Annotated in this window: 15 protein-coding genes; 1 reads left to right on the forward strand and 14 read right to left on the reverse strand. The window is 39.1% G+C overall.

Annotated elements, in window-relative coordinates:
• The 11 genes from QZ548_RS02810 to moaC all read right to left on the reverse strand — a co-directional run.
• The coding region (locus tag QZ548_RS02810) for a hypothetical protein (RefSeq protein WP_295868118.1) at window positions 1–470 on the reverse strand (470 nt) is incomplete at its 3' end.
• A gap of 214 nt (window positions 471–684) precedes the next feature.
• Complete coding sequence (locus tag QZ548_RS02815; RefSeq protein ID WP_295868151.1) at window positions 685–1,143, reverse strand: low molecular weight protein-tyrosine-phosphatase; 459 nt, start codon at window positions 1,141–1,143, stop codon at window positions 685–687.
• A gap of 36 nt (window positions 1,144–1,179) precedes the next feature.
• Entirely contained in the window at window positions 1,180–1,821 is a 642-nt protein-coding gene (locus QZ548_RS02820) for a flavodoxin family protein (protein WP_295868120.1), read from the reverse strand.
• A 214-nt stretch (window positions 1,822–2,035) separates the two neighbouring features.
• A complete protein-coding gene (locus tag QZ548_RS02825; RefSeq protein WP_295868122.1) occupies window positions 2,036–4,282 on the reverse strand; it encodes an autotransporter outer membrane beta-barrel domain-containing protein in 2,247 nt (748 codons plus the stop codon).
• Between the two features lie 134 nt (window positions 4,283–4,416).
• Complete coding sequence (locus QZ548_RS02830; RefSeq protein ID WP_295868126.1) at window positions 4,417–5,136, reverse strand: DUF4198 domain-containing protein; 720 nt, start codon at window positions 5,134–5,136, stop codon at window positions 4,417–4,419.
• Between the two features lie 346 nt (window positions 5,137–5,482).
• Window positions 5,483–7,294 (reverse strand): translational GTPase TypA, encoded by a 1,812-nt coding sequence (gene typA, locus QZ548_RS02835; RefSeq protein ID WP_295868130.1) that lies wholly within the window; start codon window positions 7,292–7,294, stop codon window positions 5,483–5,485.
• Window positions 7,295–7,491: 197 nt separating this feature from the next.
• Entirely contained in the window at window positions 7,492–8,454 is a 963-nt protein-coding gene (locus tag QZ548_RS02840; RefSeq protein WP_295868133.1) for an epoxyqueuosine reductase, read from the reverse strand.
• Between the two features lie 136 nt (window positions 8,455–8,590).
• On the reverse strand, window positions 8,591–9,523 hold the full coding sequence (gene murB / locus QZ548_RS02845; RefSeq protein WP_295868135.1) for a UDP-N-acetylmuramate dehydrogenase: 933 nt from the start codon (window positions 9,521–9,523) through the stop codon (window positions 8,591–8,593).
• On the reverse strand, window positions 9,495–9,863 hold the full coding sequence (locus QZ548_RS02850; RefSeq protein WP_295868138.1) for a YlbF family regulator: 369 nt from the start codon (window positions 9,861–9,863) through the stop codon (window positions 9,495–9,497). Before QZ548_RS02850 ends, murB begins: the two co-directional genes overlap by 29 nt.
• Window positions 9,864–9,967: 104 nt before the next feature.
• Window positions 9,968–10,453: a tRNA (uridine(34)/cytosine(34)/5-carboxymethylaminomethyluridine(34)-2'-O)-methyltransferase TrmL gene (gene trmL, locus QZ548_RS02855; protein ID WP_129823226.1), complete on the reverse strand. Its 486-nt coding sequence runs from the start codon at window positions 10,451–10,453 to the stop codon at window positions 9,968–9,970.
• A gap of 28 nt (window positions 10,454–10,481) precedes the next feature.
• Window positions 10,482–10,994, reverse strand: a complete 513-nt coding sequence (gene moaC, locus QZ548_RS02860) for a cyclic pyranopterin monophosphate synthase MoaC (protein ID WP_105089510.1) — start codon at window positions 10,992–10,994, stop codon at window positions 10,482–10,484.
• A gap of 108 nt (window positions 10,995–11,102) precedes the next feature.
• Here moaC and QZ548_RS02865 point away from each other — a divergent pair, with 108 nt between their 5' ends.
• Window positions 11,103–11,780, forward strand: coding sequence for a metal-dependent hydrolase (locus QZ548_RS02865; RefSeq protein WP_295868144.1), 678 nt, complete (start codon window positions 11,103–11,105; stop codon window positions 11,778–11,780).
• 126 nt (window positions 11,781–11,906) lie between these two features.
• Here QZ548_RS02865 and QZ548_RS02870 read toward each other — a convergent pair whose 3' ends face one another.
• The 3 genes from QZ548_RS02870 to QZ548_RS02880 form a co-directional block, all read right to left on the reverse strand.
• Window positions 11,907–13,550, reverse strand: coding sequence for a VWA-like domain-containing protein (locus QZ548_RS02870; protein WP_363178599.1), 1,644 nt, complete (start codon window positions 13,548–13,550; stop codon window positions 11,907–11,909).
• A 96-nt stretch (window positions 13,551–13,646) separates the two neighbouring features.
• Complete coding sequence (locus QZ548_RS02875; protein ID WP_295868146.1) at window positions 13,647–14,747, reverse strand: AAA family ATPase; 1,101 nt, start codon at window positions 14,745–14,747, stop codon at window positions 13,647–13,649.
• A gap of 12 nt (window positions 14,748–14,759) precedes the next feature.
• On the reverse strand, window positions 14,760–15,433 hold a 674-nt coding region (locus QZ548_RS02880; protein WP_295868149.1), incomplete at its 5' end, for a DUF4116 domain-containing protein.

Genomic DNA, 15,433 nt, shown 5'->3' on the forward strand with positions numbered 1-15,433 from the left:
AACATTAATGTCGAGGGATCATCTTCTTTTTCAATAAGCTCATCAATCAAATCAAGTGCCAAATTACGGCACAGAATAGCATTTCCAATATCTTGAGCATCATCACAAGCCCAAGCAGCATTCAATATTACAGCAAATGCTTTATATATATTTTCATCTTCAAGATTTATCAAATACTCTTTATAACATCTTTTTGCTAATTCTGATTTAAACTCAATATTATTAGCATTTATAAACTCCACTCTAGCTAACCATGCCTCTGTAACTACAGTGCCAAGGTCTATATTTTTAGCAATATAACCACAATAGGGGCACTCGTGAGCCCAATACTCCATTGTTCCACGCATCATTTCAGGTGGTCGTAAATCTAAGTCTGAAGAGCCAAAACTATTTGTAGAACCAAGAACAGTTTGCTTTGACTCTTTCCCACACACATAGCATTTTACCGTATCTTGATACATTGTTGTCATAATAAACGCCTCCTCTTAACTTTCTCACAATTAATATAGTCAGCAATTTGCAATACTATTTTATTATGTATTATTATATCAAAATGAAATACTTTTAACGGCAGAGAAACGCTCTGGCTTATCGACCAGAGTCTAAAGTAATCAAACACAAGTCACATATAGAAAGGCCCCTATAGTTAAGCATTTTGTTAGCTAACTGTAGGGGCTGTTTCTATTACCTTTGCTCTTTAATCAATAATAATAGAGCATCACAACTACGACTCACATCGTCATAGGTTTCATCAAAGTTACCGGTATACCAAGGATCCTTTACATCACGGTTTTCACCAACAAAAGACATGGCCTTATACACCTTATTGTCAACATCATCGCCAATGATACGTTTTAAATTCCGTGCATTATTTTCATCCATGATAATGAGATAGTCAAAATTATGATAGTCATCAACAGTTACTTGGCGAGCCTTACGACGCGTATAAGGAATCCCCATTTCATCTAATTTCTGTTTAGTCCCATAGTGAGTATCGTTTCCTATCTCCTCACGAGATGTAGCTGCAGATTCAACATAAATAGAATCGCTGAGTCCAGCTTTTGCAACGATATGCTTCATATAAAATTCTGCCATCGTTGAACGACAAATATTACCGTGACATATGAATAAAACCTTAACCATCATAACTCCTCTAGTAACTCAACAATCGATAAGTTATTAACGCACAAAGTTCGTAGATACTTTTTTCTCTTTATCTGTATCTGGATATGGCACACCTTGCTCCTTAGCTACAGCAAAGCTACGCATCATCCAAACCATATTTCTGGCCAAATTGCGCATTGTTTGCATACCTTCTTCATCTTGCTTAGCATCTTCGGCTACTAGACCATGGCTAATATTCCAATATGTAGAGCCTGCAATTGGCATTTGAGAAATACCAAAGTATTTATTGAGTACATCAAAGGAAGCCGTTGTACCACCGCGACGAGCTACGGCGATAGATGCACCTGGCTTAAAGGCAAATGGATTTGGCTTTACACTTTCCGCACTAAAGAACACGCGATCTAAGAAGGATAAAATACGGCCACTCGGATGAGCATAATATACAGGTGTTGCAAAAATAAAGCCATCTGCATCCCTCGCTTTTTCTACGAAGGAATTTACATCATCATCCTTGAATACACATTCACTATGTTCAAAACAATAACCGCATTGAATACAATCACGAATAGGTTTATTGCCCAGCTGAATGACCTCTGTATCTACATTGACTTCATTGAATACCTTTTGCACCTCTTGTATAGCTTGCATTGTTGTACCATTGACATGGCTACTACCATTTACGATTAGAACTTTCATATTATATCCTCCTAACTCTTACTTAAGAAGTTACATATTAACTAGCCTTTATATACTAACATAGATATATCAAATTGTTAAAGTATGACCATCATAGCAAGCCCGTTGATATTTGCCTATTGGCCGATACGAATAATTCACATAGACACTTTTATATAAAAAAAACTCTGTAGTACCTTACCCACAGACAACTACAGAGTTTTCATCTATTCAATTAGAAGTTATGTCTAACCCCAGCATCAATACGCCATGTATTATCTATGGTAGCACCAAAGTTTTTAGTGAATGTGCCATATAGATATGTGCTAGGACGAACACTCCAGGATCCGCCAATTTCAGCATCGAGCCAAGTATCCTTCAAGTCTACCGACGTTTGTACTGTTGGATTTCCTGGTGCGGAGTATGTAGTATTCAACTTACCAGAGAATTCATGAGCCAACGCTAATTTAGCAAAGATATTAGATTTTTCTGTTTCTTTCCCAATACCAATACCGAGTCTACCTACAGCAGAATTAACAGCGTCAGATTTCACATGCATAGAGCCACCGCCTGCAATAGCTGCATCATAGGATACGCCTTTTAAACGGCCTACAATAAATTCTACACTAGGGTCGATGTAGAATCCATTTTGTTTCTTAATGCGTTTACCATATTCAGCACTCAAGGATGTACCGTAAGTATGATAATTACCATTCAATCGTTGGCCACTAACGGAGTATAGTTTATAGTCATTAGATAATCTGTTACCACGAGCAATAATATCTAAATAACGTCCATCATCATGTTGTTTTGTCCCATATACGGCGATACCACCAAGTTTACCATCACCATTACCGTTAGCATAGGAATTACTAGATGTACTGTAATCAATGGCGCCACCGAAAATCCAACCATTAGATGATTTATGGTCGTAACCAACTTGTACCCCATTATAGGTCATATGCGCATCTGCACCGTCTGTAATTTTAGATTTACCTCCGATGTATTTTGCCCATACACCTTGATTTGTATTAGCTAGACGAAGATCTCCTAATCGGCGTTGTAAATCATTAGTGTTATTCTTCCATGCCATAGCGGTCGATGTAAGGGCAGATTTTGTACCACTCACCAATGAGGATTCACTACTACGAGCAATCTTTGTTGTATCGTCTACAACGAGATGCCCTTGTGCATCAAAGTGATCTGCACCTAGTTCTGCAACAGCACCAGGGCTAGTAATACCTTCATTAATTTGAACTGTTGTGCTAAGCTTCTTATCATTGCCAGTATATTGTAATTTATTAGCTAATGCTTGTATTTCCTTTTTATAACTTGCATCATTAATAGTATTACCGGAATGGTCCCCTTGAACGGTAATATGGCTATTATCTGCTGCATGTTCAACTATAATTTGCCCTTTTCCTGCTTCACTTGCTGGTACGCCAGATTTATAAATGGCATTCACATAGCCGCTATAATTTTGAATCGTAATAGGACGAGCATCGATAGGATGAATATTCCCTGCTGCAGTTGGATTAACACCACCTACAAGATTGCGAACCTTACTGCCCTTATATAGATACGCCGCATTATCACCAGATTTACGTTCTTTTTTAGGTGTAGGACGCTCCATACCAATCCATTCATTGTTCCAAGTTGCACCATTTTGAAGGTAAATATCGGCACCAGAATTATGAGGATTTTTATTGCTTTCCGCATATTCATTTAATACAGCGCCTGTTAGGCTAGAGTTTGGTGTTGTGAAAGCTAAACCTACATTCGTCGGCTCTTCATTATGGTTTGGATCACGTCCATAATCCTTGTCGATTAAGCCTACATTGCCAACAGCAACTAATTCTTTAGAGCCTGGGTGTTTACCATCGGAACCAGCATTTACGTACACATCGCCTTCTTCCGCTACTACAGAATAGGTATCAGATGTTTCTAACGGATGAGTAATGATGCGACCGCCACCATCAACGATAATATGGCCTCGTTGATTAGCTTGTAAGCCTACACCGATAGCATCAATATCTACATTACCTTTCACATGTATATTCGTATCTCCAAAGTCCCTATCAGGATTATCCTTGCTAAGTCTTGGCACTTTGCCGCCGTACCCAGCATAAACAGCGCTCATATAGTAATGACCAAGGTCTCTTTTAGATGCTGGTGCATCATTCTTTAGTCGTACAATAAGATCTTTATCTACTGTTAATTGGGACCCAAATCCATTATAGATACCAGTTACATTCTTACTTTTACCAGCCTCTGTTAAGCTTTTACCATGTACATTAACAGTTAAACTATCGGTAATATGCTTAACCTCCGGTTGCGTTTGTGTCGGTGACCCCATTGTTAAACCGAGCAACTCTTCTGCTTTATCACTGGTAGTGGTAATCTCTGTAGCCATAGCTGTATACGATATACCTGTCAAAACTAATGCAGCCATCACAGCCGATAGATGACGATGTAATTTCATAATAATCTCTCCTTTTATCTAGATAAATCTAGGTGCTCTCACAGAACTCTTATAACCTAAAATGGTAAAAAGACCCCCTAAGTCCAACTTAGGAGGTCTTTTATAACTACACACTCATTAAATAGTACACACTATTATTCAGGATTGATGATGAAGGACAATGCACTGAAGTATTTGTTTTGTTCCCCTTTAATTTGAGTTGGGAAGCCTACTTCAACACCTACTACGTTAAGACCGTTAGCACTTACTGTAACAGTTGCTTTACCGTTTTCATCAGCTTTGCTTTCATTAGTAAGATCGTTAATTACGTCTTTGATTAAAGGTGCATTTGCATATGGTTTGCCTTCTTTCAAGACTTGGATTTCATATGTATCACCTTTTTTAAGTGTTAATGGGTTAACGGATGGAATGATTTGGATGAAAGCATCTTTATTGTTGAAAGGTTTTGCTTCTGCATTCCAGTAGTGAACATCATATTTAATGGCATGTGTACTTTTTTGAGCACCAGGTACTTCTGTAATTGGTTTATGTACAGTTTTGCCATCTTTATCTTTTGTCCAGTAGCCATAGTCAAAATTAGTTACTGTAACACCTAAATTAGCTGGTGGTACGATAGCTACATTTTTTTCGTGTTTAATAACTTCTACAGGGATAACTGCACCATTGTTATCATAACCAACGATACCTTTAACCATATTTGGGCTATATGCATCATCTACAGGGCCTTCACCAAGTACCAATGCTTTTTCGTCTAAACGATTTGCGAAGAATACGCCATGAGCATCAACGGAAGAGCACACACAGCCTGCAGCTAAACCTACAGCAAATAAAGAAGCTAAAAATCTCTTATTCATAAGAACCTCCATAATCAATAATTGATTTCAACAAACTTGTTATTATTATACATCGACATGGATATTCCGTATATACCGATACCCGTATCAGCAAGGTATTATGCAAACTCCATATATACAAGGTCCTATATAGCAATTAATCATAAATGATAAGATTATCATCTATTTTTCATATGAATATAATAAATGGGAATATCTTAAGATGTCATTCTTATAAAAAGTTTACTTAGATCCTGATAAACCCTGATATATATATATATATATACTATGCATAGAATTGCTCTTATATTTTTACAATATAAAAACGACGCCCCCAAGGGAGCGTCGTCTTATATCGCAAAGGATATTATTTTTTGTTTTTAGCTGCTTTCGCACGTGCGTTACGATCAAGGATTGTTTTACGCATACGAATGCTTTCAGGTGTTACTTCAACGAGTTCGTCATCGTTGATCCACTCAAGAGCTTGTTCCAAGGAGAAGATACGAGGTGGCGTCAAGCGAACTGCTTCATCAGAGGAGCTGGAACGCATGTTAGTAACGTGTTTTTTCTTACATGGGTTAACATCCATATCAAGTTCACGAGTGTTTTCACCGATAACTTGACCTGCGTACACGTCTTGGTTAGGACCAACGAACAATGTACCACGGTCTTGAACAGAGTTCAAACCATATGGAGTAGTTTCGCCATTTTCGAATGCTACCAAAGCACCACGTGTACGGGAAGGAATTTCACCTTTGTATGGTGCATAACCATGGAATACATGGTTCATGATACCATTACCTTTTGTAGCTGTTAAGAATTGAGCACGGAAACCGATCAAACCACGAGCTGGAATTACGAATTCCATACGAAGGTAACCAGCTAATTCAACCATGTTAGTCAATTCAGCTTTACGTTGACCAAGATTTTCCATTACTGTACCCATGAATTCTTGAGGTACGTCGATAGTCAATGCTTCAAGTGGTTCGCACAATTGGTCGTTAATAGTTTTGAAGATTACGCGAGGTTTACCTACTTGTAATTCGTAGCCTTCACGACGCATAGTTTCAATCAATACAGCCAAGTGCAATTCGCCACGGCCAGATACTTTGAACGCATCTGCAGAATCAGTTTCTTCAACTTTCATAGAAACGTTAGTTTCTACTTCGCGGAACAAACGATCACGCAAGTGACGGGATGTAACAAATTCACCTTCGCGACCTGCGAATGGAGAGTTATTTACAGAGAATACCATAGACAATGTTGGTTCGTCGATGGAGATAGATGGTAATGCTTCAGGATTTTCAGCATCTGCTACAGTTTCGCCGATGTTAATATCGTCGATACCAGCGAATGCAATGATATCACCCATTTCAGCTTCGTCAGTTTCAACACGGTTCAAGCCATTGTATGTGTATACACGACCGATTTTCGCTTTACGAGTACTTTCACCATTCATGATAGCCACTTGTTGGTTAGTTCTCATTTTACCGCGAACGATACGACCTACTGCGATTTTACCGATGAAGTTATCGTAATCAAGTGTAGTAACCATGAATTGAAGAGGACCTTCCATGTCGCCTTGTGGTGCAGGAATTTCTTCGATCAATGTTTTGAACAATGGTTCCATGTTTACTGCTTCGTCATCCCAGTTAGTTTTGGATACACCAGCACGAGCGGATGCATATACTACAGGGAAGTCAAGTTGATCGTCATCAGCTTCAAGTTCCATGAACAATTCAAGAACTTCATCTTCAACCTCTTTAACACGTTGGTCAGGACGGTCGATTTTATTGATAACTACGATTGGTTTCAATTTTTGTTCTAATGCTTTACGCAAAACGTATTTAGTTTGAGGCATTGGACCTTCGTAAGCATCTACGAGAAGCAATACGCCGTCAACCATGTTAAGTACACGTTCTACTTCGCCGCCGAAATCAGCATGGCCTGGTGTATCAACGATGTTGATTTTGATTCCATCATGCATTACAGCAGTGTTTTTAGACAAAATAGTAATACCGCGTTCACGTTCCAAGTCGTTGGAATCCATTACGCGTTCTGCTACTTTTTCATTTTCACGGAACACATGGCTTTGTTTTAATAACGCGTCCACCAAAGTAGTTTTACCATGGTCAACGTGGGCGATAATCGCTACATTACGAAGATTTTCGCGAATCATAAGATCCTCCCTTTAATTCTTTCAGTATATTCTATATCACATAGCGCTTGTGAAAGTAGCTATGTAGGTATATTCCCAAAATTGGCAACACTTAATTATAACGTAGTCTATAGAAAAAAGTCAAAGAAGTACAGGATTTCTAATCATGGCAATTTCTACATTTGATTATACTTTTGACTCATCTTATAGACCAATCATTATTTTTGCCACCTATTTTTGTATTCTATAGCCCGCCTAGCAGATTTACGCAACAATGGAATTTGTTCATTCGTTAAATGAAAACAGAATTTAGGAATCATTTGTTCTATAATCTCTTCATCAGAGGCTTTCAAAATAAATTCTGGCTGTAGTATAGGCTCCAATTCATCAAGTCCAGGATAGTCTTTTCCGATGCTCCAATCATGATTCTTATTAAATGGGCACGAGTCTTGGCAATTATCACAACCTATAATCCACTCTTCCAACATATCCTCTGTCACACCTTCTGGCAAATTACCATTACCAAAGGTATTGATAAAAGAAACACATGTTATTGGATTCATCGTAAATGGTGCAGATAAAGATTTTGTCTTACAACCTTGCTGACATAAGTTACAAGAATCTGGGCACGGAGGAATATCCGTATCATGAATATATTCACAAGACTTATCTATTAAATAGGCTACCAATTCATAATTAGAACCTTTAGGACCATAAAAGAAATTATTTTTTCTATAAATTCCAAGGCCCGCGGCTACAGAAGCAGGACGCAGAGGGACAACACCAGCTGGCTTTGCAGTTTCACCACCAATATATTGAATATTTTGACTCTGTAACCATGTCTCAAAAGATTGTCTCCGTTTAAATTCAACACCATCAGGAATATTACTTAAAGATAATAGTAATCCTTTTGCATATCGATTCTGTAGCGAAGCAGGAAACTTATAATTTCCAAAATACTCGGTACAAACTACTATGGATTGTGCCCAAGGATAATTATTTTTTAATGCTAGAAAGTCTTTACTATGAGCATATACATCTTCACTTTCAGGTACATCTTCTAAACGCTTCGTCAACCGGTCTTTATAAAAATCAAGTGCATCAAGAGGCACTATACCACAACTATCATAGCCACATGCTAGTGCTTTATCATGAATCTCTTGTGCCAATAAAGTATTCATATCATCGCCTCCTAAACATTGATTAACCATATAGTTATCATACTCTTTTACAGACTATAAAAAAAGATTTCTTATGAGTTCATTCTCCAAAAAAGTAATGATACATAAGAAATCTTGTATTAATATTTAGTTTGTATTAATCTTCACCAATCATACGTACTTCTGGCTCCAGATGTACACCATGTTGATCATATACGCGTTTTTGTACCTCTTTAATAAGATCAAGTACATCTTTAGCTTTAGCATTGCCAGTGTTGATAACAAAACCAGCATGCTTATGAGATACTTGTGCGTCACCAACAGATAACCCTTTAAGACCTGTTTGTTCAATCAAAGTACCTGCAAAATACCCTGGTGGGCGTTTAAAGGTTGAACCTGCGCTAGCATACTCTAAAGGTTGTTTAGATTCGCGTTTTTCTGTGAGCTCATCCATGCGAGCCTTAATAGCATCCTTATCACCAGATTGTAACGTCATAATAACCTCCCCAATAACCTCATGGTTATCGTGGAATACGCTATGACGATATCCAAAATCTAAGTGAGATGCATCGTACTCCTTAATATTGCCCTCGAAGTCTACAGCTAGTACTGAAGTGACCACATGGCTCATTTCCCCGTCATAAGCACCTGCATTCATAAATACAGCACCACCAAGCGTACCTGGAATACCAATGGCAAATTCAAGGCCAGATAATCCGTTTTCCCAAGCAAATTCAGAAGCATCTTTTAACATATAACCAGAACCAATGCATAATACATTATCATTGCAATCCATGATTTGTGTCATATGTCGAACCGATACGACAGCACCGCGAATACCACCATCTTTCACCAAAATATTGGAGCCGCAACCAATAATAGTTACAGGCACTTGTAATTCGTGAATATTGCGTAGCGTAAAGCTCAACTCATCCATCGTCGTAGGTTCAATAAATAAATCAGCAGGACCACCAATTTTAAATGTCGTATGATGACAAAGCAGTTCCTGTTCTCGTACACGTGTACTAGGTAATTTCTCTAATAAGGCTTCTTTTAAGTCCTTAATGTTTTGGTTGTTGTTGTTCGCCATGATCTAACACTTTCATCCCCTCAGTGATTGGTTCGCTAATGATTTTATAAATATCATTAGAGATTTGGCTCCAACGCATTTGTGCTTGTAAATAAGCAGCCGCTGCAGCACTTTCTTGAATTTGAGGCATCATTTCCTCTTGTTTCTTTTGCAATTCATCAGCTTCTGGTGCACCAGACAACTTTGCGTATTCCCATTGCATTTGTTGTGCCATAAATGTGCGTACCAACGCCGCTGCTACTGCGTCAGCTTTCAAAGCTTCTTGAGCTGCCATTAACTCTTTGTACTCTTCGGATTCACGCATAGCGTGAGCTAAATCATGAGCTTTATCGTAGTTCATAATATCCTCCTCTAACAACACCTGTCGAAATACTACCTGTCATGTAGATTGGGTAGGATTTCTAACATATATTTATTGTATATCTCTCAATGGTGAAAGTATATTTATTTAGGTTGAATCCAATTGCCTTCAGCCTTAAGATCTGGATAATCAAGTTGGCGCATCGCTTCATAAGCTATGATAGCTACTGCATTAGATAGGTTTAAAGAACGCGCTTCATCTACCATTGGTATACGAATGCATGTTTCTTCAACACCTTCTAATAAGCTTTCAGGCAAGCCTCTTGATTCAGGACCAAAGACGAGCATATCGCCGATTTCATACTTTACCTCGGAGTGGGTATGCTTTGCCTTTGTAGTAGCGTAGAAATATCTGCGATTAGGATATTTCGCATACAACTCTTGAATATTTTCATGTACCTGTACATCTACCAAATGCCAATAATCGAGACCAGCTCGTTTTACGTGCTTATCGTCGATAGAAAAGCCCAGTGGTTTGATAAGATGTAGGGTCATGTGGTTAGCGGCGCACAAACGCGCTATATTTCCTGTATTGCCAGGGATTTCTGGCTCATAAAGTACTATTTCCATTTTCGTTCCCCTATTCTTTATATCTATATTATTCTACAAAGGAACGCACAAAATGTCCACTTTTACCGCCTTCTTTTTCTACGAGATAAGTAGGGCCCATGATCATGCCTTTATCGATGGCCTTACACATATCGTATACAGTGAGTAACCCTACTTGAACTGCCGTAAGAGCTTCCATTTCAACGCCAGTTTTTCCTGTCGTTTTAACGGTGGCCCGTACCTTAACAGCCTTGTTATGATTTTCGTCAGTACAAGCAGGGCTTTCACCATCTACTAAGGTGCAATGTACCTCAACCTTAGTCAATGCCAAGGGATGACAAAGCGGTATGAGATTACTCGTTTGTTTAGCCCCCATGATAGCGGCTAGTTGCGCTACACTAAGGACATCGCCCTTTTTCATAGTGCCTGCCGCAATGCGCTCATAAATGGCATCATTGATGGCTATAAAACCTTCTGCAACAGCGGTGCGAGAGGTAATATCCTTATCGGATACGTCTACCATCCAAGCGTTGCCATCTTGGTCAAAATGTGTTAAATCCATAATATATCCTTACTAATTCTGCATAAATTATCATCAATAGTTTTATTTTCATTTATTATATTATACAATAGAATTAAGATTTATATGTATAAGGAAGGAAGTGTTCCTATGAAAACAAAACTAACTTATTTCGGTCACGCTTGCTTTATGCTCACACGCGGTGATGTATCCATGATTTTCGACCCATTCTTAACAGGTAACACATGGGACAAAGCCAAAAAAGAAGATATTAAATGCCAATATATCTTTGTCAGCCACGGTCATGATGACCATTATGGCGATACAGAATTCATCGCTAAAGCAAATGATGCACTCGTTATCTCTACAGCTGAGATAGCCGGTAAAGCAGCCGCTGCTGGTTGTCGCGCTCATGCTATGCATTTAGGCGGCAAATTTGACTTTGAATTCGGTTCTGTTCGCATAGTTCCAGCCTTCCATGGTGCTGGTATTCCTGGCGGCCATGCAGCCGGTTGTATCGTAGACTTCTACGGAGATATTGTATACTTCGCAGGTGATACAGCACTCTTTAGCGATATGAAATTATTAAATCGCTTTGGCGATATCGACTATGCTTTGCTCCCTATCGGTGATAACTTCACAATGGGCGTTGAAGATGCTGCTCTAGCTGCTTCTTATGTAAAAGCTCGTATCTCCATTCCAATTCACTACAAAACATGGCCTGTTATCGACCGTGAACCAGGCGTATTTACAAGCTTAGTAGAAGGTAAATACAACCAAACAGCACTTATCATCGATCCAGGTTCTTCTATCGAACTTAATAGCTAATGTAATAGAATTTTGATTACATAGAAATGACGCAATTCCAATGAATTGCGTCATTTTTTATATTCTTTTACAGACAAGCCCTATTACAAATCCAAGATATATCCATATTCATATCGAAAATAAGGTCTATATCTCTTGGTTTGCCATGGAGAAGCCCCCACGATTGGACATGCGTACAAATTCGTCTATATCCTGTGTTTCATCCACACCTACATAGCCTAGCTCGCGAACCATACCGTATGGATTATGCAAAGATAATTGAGGGTTTTCACCGGTAAGGACCCACAAAACCTTATAGCCCCTAGGAGTTTCACGCAGACGCTCCTCTCCTTTGCCATCCGTGAAGTATACTAGCAAATCTACACGATTCTGATTAGCTAATGCAAACACTGGAGAAAATGCTGTAGCACCGCGTACATCAAGGCGAGGCTTTACATCTTTTACAGATTCCATCGTATACGTACGGCGCACCTCATTATCACATTCTACAACAGTAATACGATGATTATAGGCATGTACAATTTGCAGTACTTGTTCTAATGCATTCGTAAACTCTGCATCTGTAATACTACCACTCATATCAAGAGCCACCCATACATTTGCCTTATGTTGACGCAAGGTACCAGATAATTCCAATCGTTCAGGCTGACGACGATTGCGACGCATCGTCGTTTTTTTGTACCCACTAGCGACCTTGCCCATCAGCTTTTTAAGATAAAAATACCATGGCAGAGCACGACGTGTCTTTTGGAATGTATCGATAAGACTTTTAACATACCCTTCCATATCACCTTTTGAGGCCTCATTGATATAGCGCTCTGTAATTTGGTCCATCGTGTCGGTATCAATGGAATCAGATTCATCCCAAATATCATGACTCGTTTGAGGATCAAACTCCATAGCTACTGCCGTATCAGAGTTATCTACAGGCAAAAAAAGTTCAGGTTTTTCCTTCATCGCCTTATCGATGGCTTTCGCATAGTACTCAATGGTGCGGAATCGTTTGAGCATCAATCCAAAACGTTCATTCACATTGGCTACAGTAACCGCATCACGATCCACATGTTCTAAATAGTCGTTTACTACCATGTCCATAGCCATATGTACCGCAGTTTTATTGAAGCTTTGGCTCAATGCTTTTACCCGCATCAAATGGGCGGAAATGATATGAAGAATTTCACGTTTAATACCATCCTTCATTACATCTGGCGGTTGTCGTAGTAAGATGAACGGATTGACGTATAATACATAGCCACCTTGTTTTAGGTTAATGCCAAAGGCACTGGTCATGTCAAAACGAATGCGATGGGCCATTTGCAAATAGAAATAGCCAAAGAATTGGTCTTCTTCAAGTAACAAGCTATTCACATCATGTAGAATATTCCACAACCGTTGCTCATAAGCAGGTGTCATTACAGCTTGTTGCATAACAGCAAGGTCTGAGCCTTCTACCTGCAGCTCATCTAGGGCACGTCCTATGGTCCCTATATGACTATCTGACATATTGTGATTCATCATATCTGCTGCTATGCGTTGTGGTTCCATGCTATGATGTTGCGCTTCATAACTATCTACATAAGCTTCGTAAGCGGCATAGATTTGCGTATATAAGGCTTCTGCCTCACGATGAATGCGCTCTCGCTTTGCATGCCACCGATCAAGAGCCACGATGGCCTTTTCATCATAGGACCCTGTTTTTTCCCACCCGTCTATATGAGTGAGTAAGTCAGAGGCGTCGCGAATATCGTCTTTATCTAAATTTCGTTGCATCATTCCACCTCCTTTTTCTTTTTAAAACTATATGTTAATTACCTTATGTTATACATACATTATTAGGTAAAACTGTTATTACCTAGCTAAATAGACTTACTTTTGTGCTTCAAAGAAAGTATCTACGAATAAATCATCTTCAATGGCATAGGCGTAAACACGTTCGTAAGTGTTACGCAAGTCTTTCATAACTGCTACGCGTAAATCACCTGGATATAATGTAAGGAATTCAATGAAGTGATGAACTTCTTCGGCATTACTATTTCGATTTAAACGATGCAACATGTTTTTAGCTGCTACATATAAACGAGTTGGGCTTTCACCTTTAACCTGTTCAGCCATAGACATAATAGCACCTGGTTTTTGAACGGCCGCCAATACATCATCAAAGGTAATAAGTGGTTCTTGATCGGACTCAACAAAGTTTACGAAAGCCTCCGCAATGAGTTTACCAACGTTACCGCGGATAACATTCATGAATACTTCGCGACTATATGCTGAGCCTTCTTGATTTTTATAAATTGTATATAACCCAGATACGCGTTCAAAGGAACGTGGTGTAGCATCAATGTCATCTTCATGGCGTTGATTTAAGTATTCTGGATAGGAAGAAATAAATTCAATAACCTTTTCCTCAATGCCCGTGCCGATAGCCCAATCAATCCATTGCATGTAATCAGCATTCATATAAAGCCATACAAAACGGTTTTGTTGTGCTGGGTCCATATCGATGGTTTGATAATCAAAAGAATCTTCAGGGTTCATAGCGGCGATAATGCGCACTTGGTCGCTTAAAGAGAAGCCATTAATTTCACGATTCAAAATGAGGTTCATTAACTCTTGTTGCACAGCATGTTCTGCACGGTTAATTTCATCGATAAACAGCAATACTTGGCGCCCTTTATCTACTGCTTGAGCCACATGTTCCAACGTATGATGCACAGCATACACTGTAGTCTTTACGGAATGCGTATTACCGCGACCATCTGTATGTGTAACAGATTCTACAGTTGGCAAACCACCAATTTCACCTTCTTTTAAGAGGTTACCGTCAATTGTTACCAGTTCCCAATCATGCTCAGCGGCTACACGCGCCGCAAGAGATGTTTTACCAATCCCCGTTTCACCAACGAGCAAAGGTACTTGATTAGCAGCAAGCACTAACTCTACGCTTGCCATTGTATCTATAAAGTTCATTATATCTCCGTTCTAATATTTCAAATATTCACTAACTGCAACCTTCTTAACAGCCCTAGTTCCATAAGCATCTATAAGTGACAATAGATCGATAGGCCATTTAGATTGACGACCTCCGATAGCTTTATTGTTGATCAATTCACGAATATAGTCTGCATCAACTGTATCACTAGAGATAGCGCTAATGATGATAGATTTAATTTCGTCCACAGTGACGCCTAAATTATTGGGTATATACCCTAGTGTGGCAGCACTTACACTAAATAGGTGCAACGCCAATTCTTTAGTAAGCTTTGTGATTTGTCGCATTGCCTGCGGATCTTGTTTTACTGCTGCTTCTAGAACTGCTACGCTAGGCTCATCAATATAACGCAAGGCCAAGTAATTTTCTTTAACTGCTTGTAATTGTACGGATTCGCTGGGATCCTTAATGTATTGCAACGCATCATAGTTAGCCTTTACAGCTTCCAGCTGTAGTTCTTCTGATGGATTTGAGATATAGCGTATAGCCCATCCAGATTGAGCGAGTGCTTGCTTAACAATCGTATCAGATGGATTATCGATATATTCTAAAACAGCCCAGTCCTTTTCTACCAGTGTCTGTAATAAATCTTCTGTAGGATTTTCCACGAATTGTATGGCTCGTGGTGATTGTGAAAGCGCCGTTTCAATAACCTTTCTAGTAA

Source organism: uncultured Veillonella sp. (genome assembly GCF_915069625.1).
In the GTDB taxonomy this organism is placed as follows: domain Bacteria; phylum Bacillota; class Negativicutes; order Veillonellales; family Veillonellaceae; genus Veillonella.

Coding starts and splice junctions, on each gene's coding strand:
- QZ548_RS02815 (WP_295868151.1), bottom strand. CDS start 1,143: ATGGTTAAGGTTTTATTCATATGTCACGGTAATATTTGTCGTTCAACG.
- trmL (WP_129823226.1), bottom strand. CDS start 10,453: ATGGAAATAGTACTTTATGAGCCAGAAATCCCTGGCAATACAGGAAAT.
- QZ548_RS02865 (WP_295868144.1), top strand. CDS start 11,103: ATGAAAACAAAACTAACTTATTTCGGTCACGCTTGCTTTATGCTCACA.
- QZ548_RS02870 (WP_363178599.1), bottom strand. CDS start 13,550: ATGCAACGAAATTTAGATAAAGACGATATTCGCGACGCCTCTGACTTA.
- QZ548_RS02875 (WP_295868146.1), bottom strand. CDS start 14,747: ATGAACTTTATAGATACAATGGCAAGCGTAGAGTTAGTGCTTGCTGCT.
- typA (WP_295868130.1), bottom strand. CDS start 7,294: ATGATTCGCGAAAATCTTCGTAATGTAGCGATTATCGCCCACGTTGAC.
- QZ548_RS02850 (WP_295868138.1), bottom strand. CDS start 9,863: ATGAACTACGATAAAGCTCATGATTTAGCTCACGCTATGCGTGAATCC.
- moaC (WP_105089510.1), bottom strand. CDS start 10,994: ATGGATTTAACACATTTTGACCAAGATGGCAACGCTTGGATGGTAGAC.
- QZ548_RS02840 (WP_295868133.1), bottom strand. CDS start 8,454: ATGAATACTTTATTGGCACAAGAGATTCATGATAAAGCACTAGCATGT.
- QZ548_RS02830 (WP_295868126.1), bottom strand. CDS start 5,136: ATGAATAAGAGATTTTTAGCTTCTTTATTTGCTGTAGGTTTAGCTGCA.
- QZ548_RS02825 (WP_295868122.1), bottom strand. CDS start 4,282: ATGAAATTACATCGTCATCTATCGGCTGTGATGGCTGCATTAGTTTTG.
- murB (WP_295868135.1), bottom strand. CDS start 9,523: ATGGCGAACAACAACAACCAAAACATTAAGGACTTAAAAGAAGCCTTA.
- QZ548_RS02820 (WP_295868120.1), bottom strand. CDS start 1,821: ATGAAAGTTCTAATCGTAAATGGTAGTAGCCATGTCAATGGTACAACA.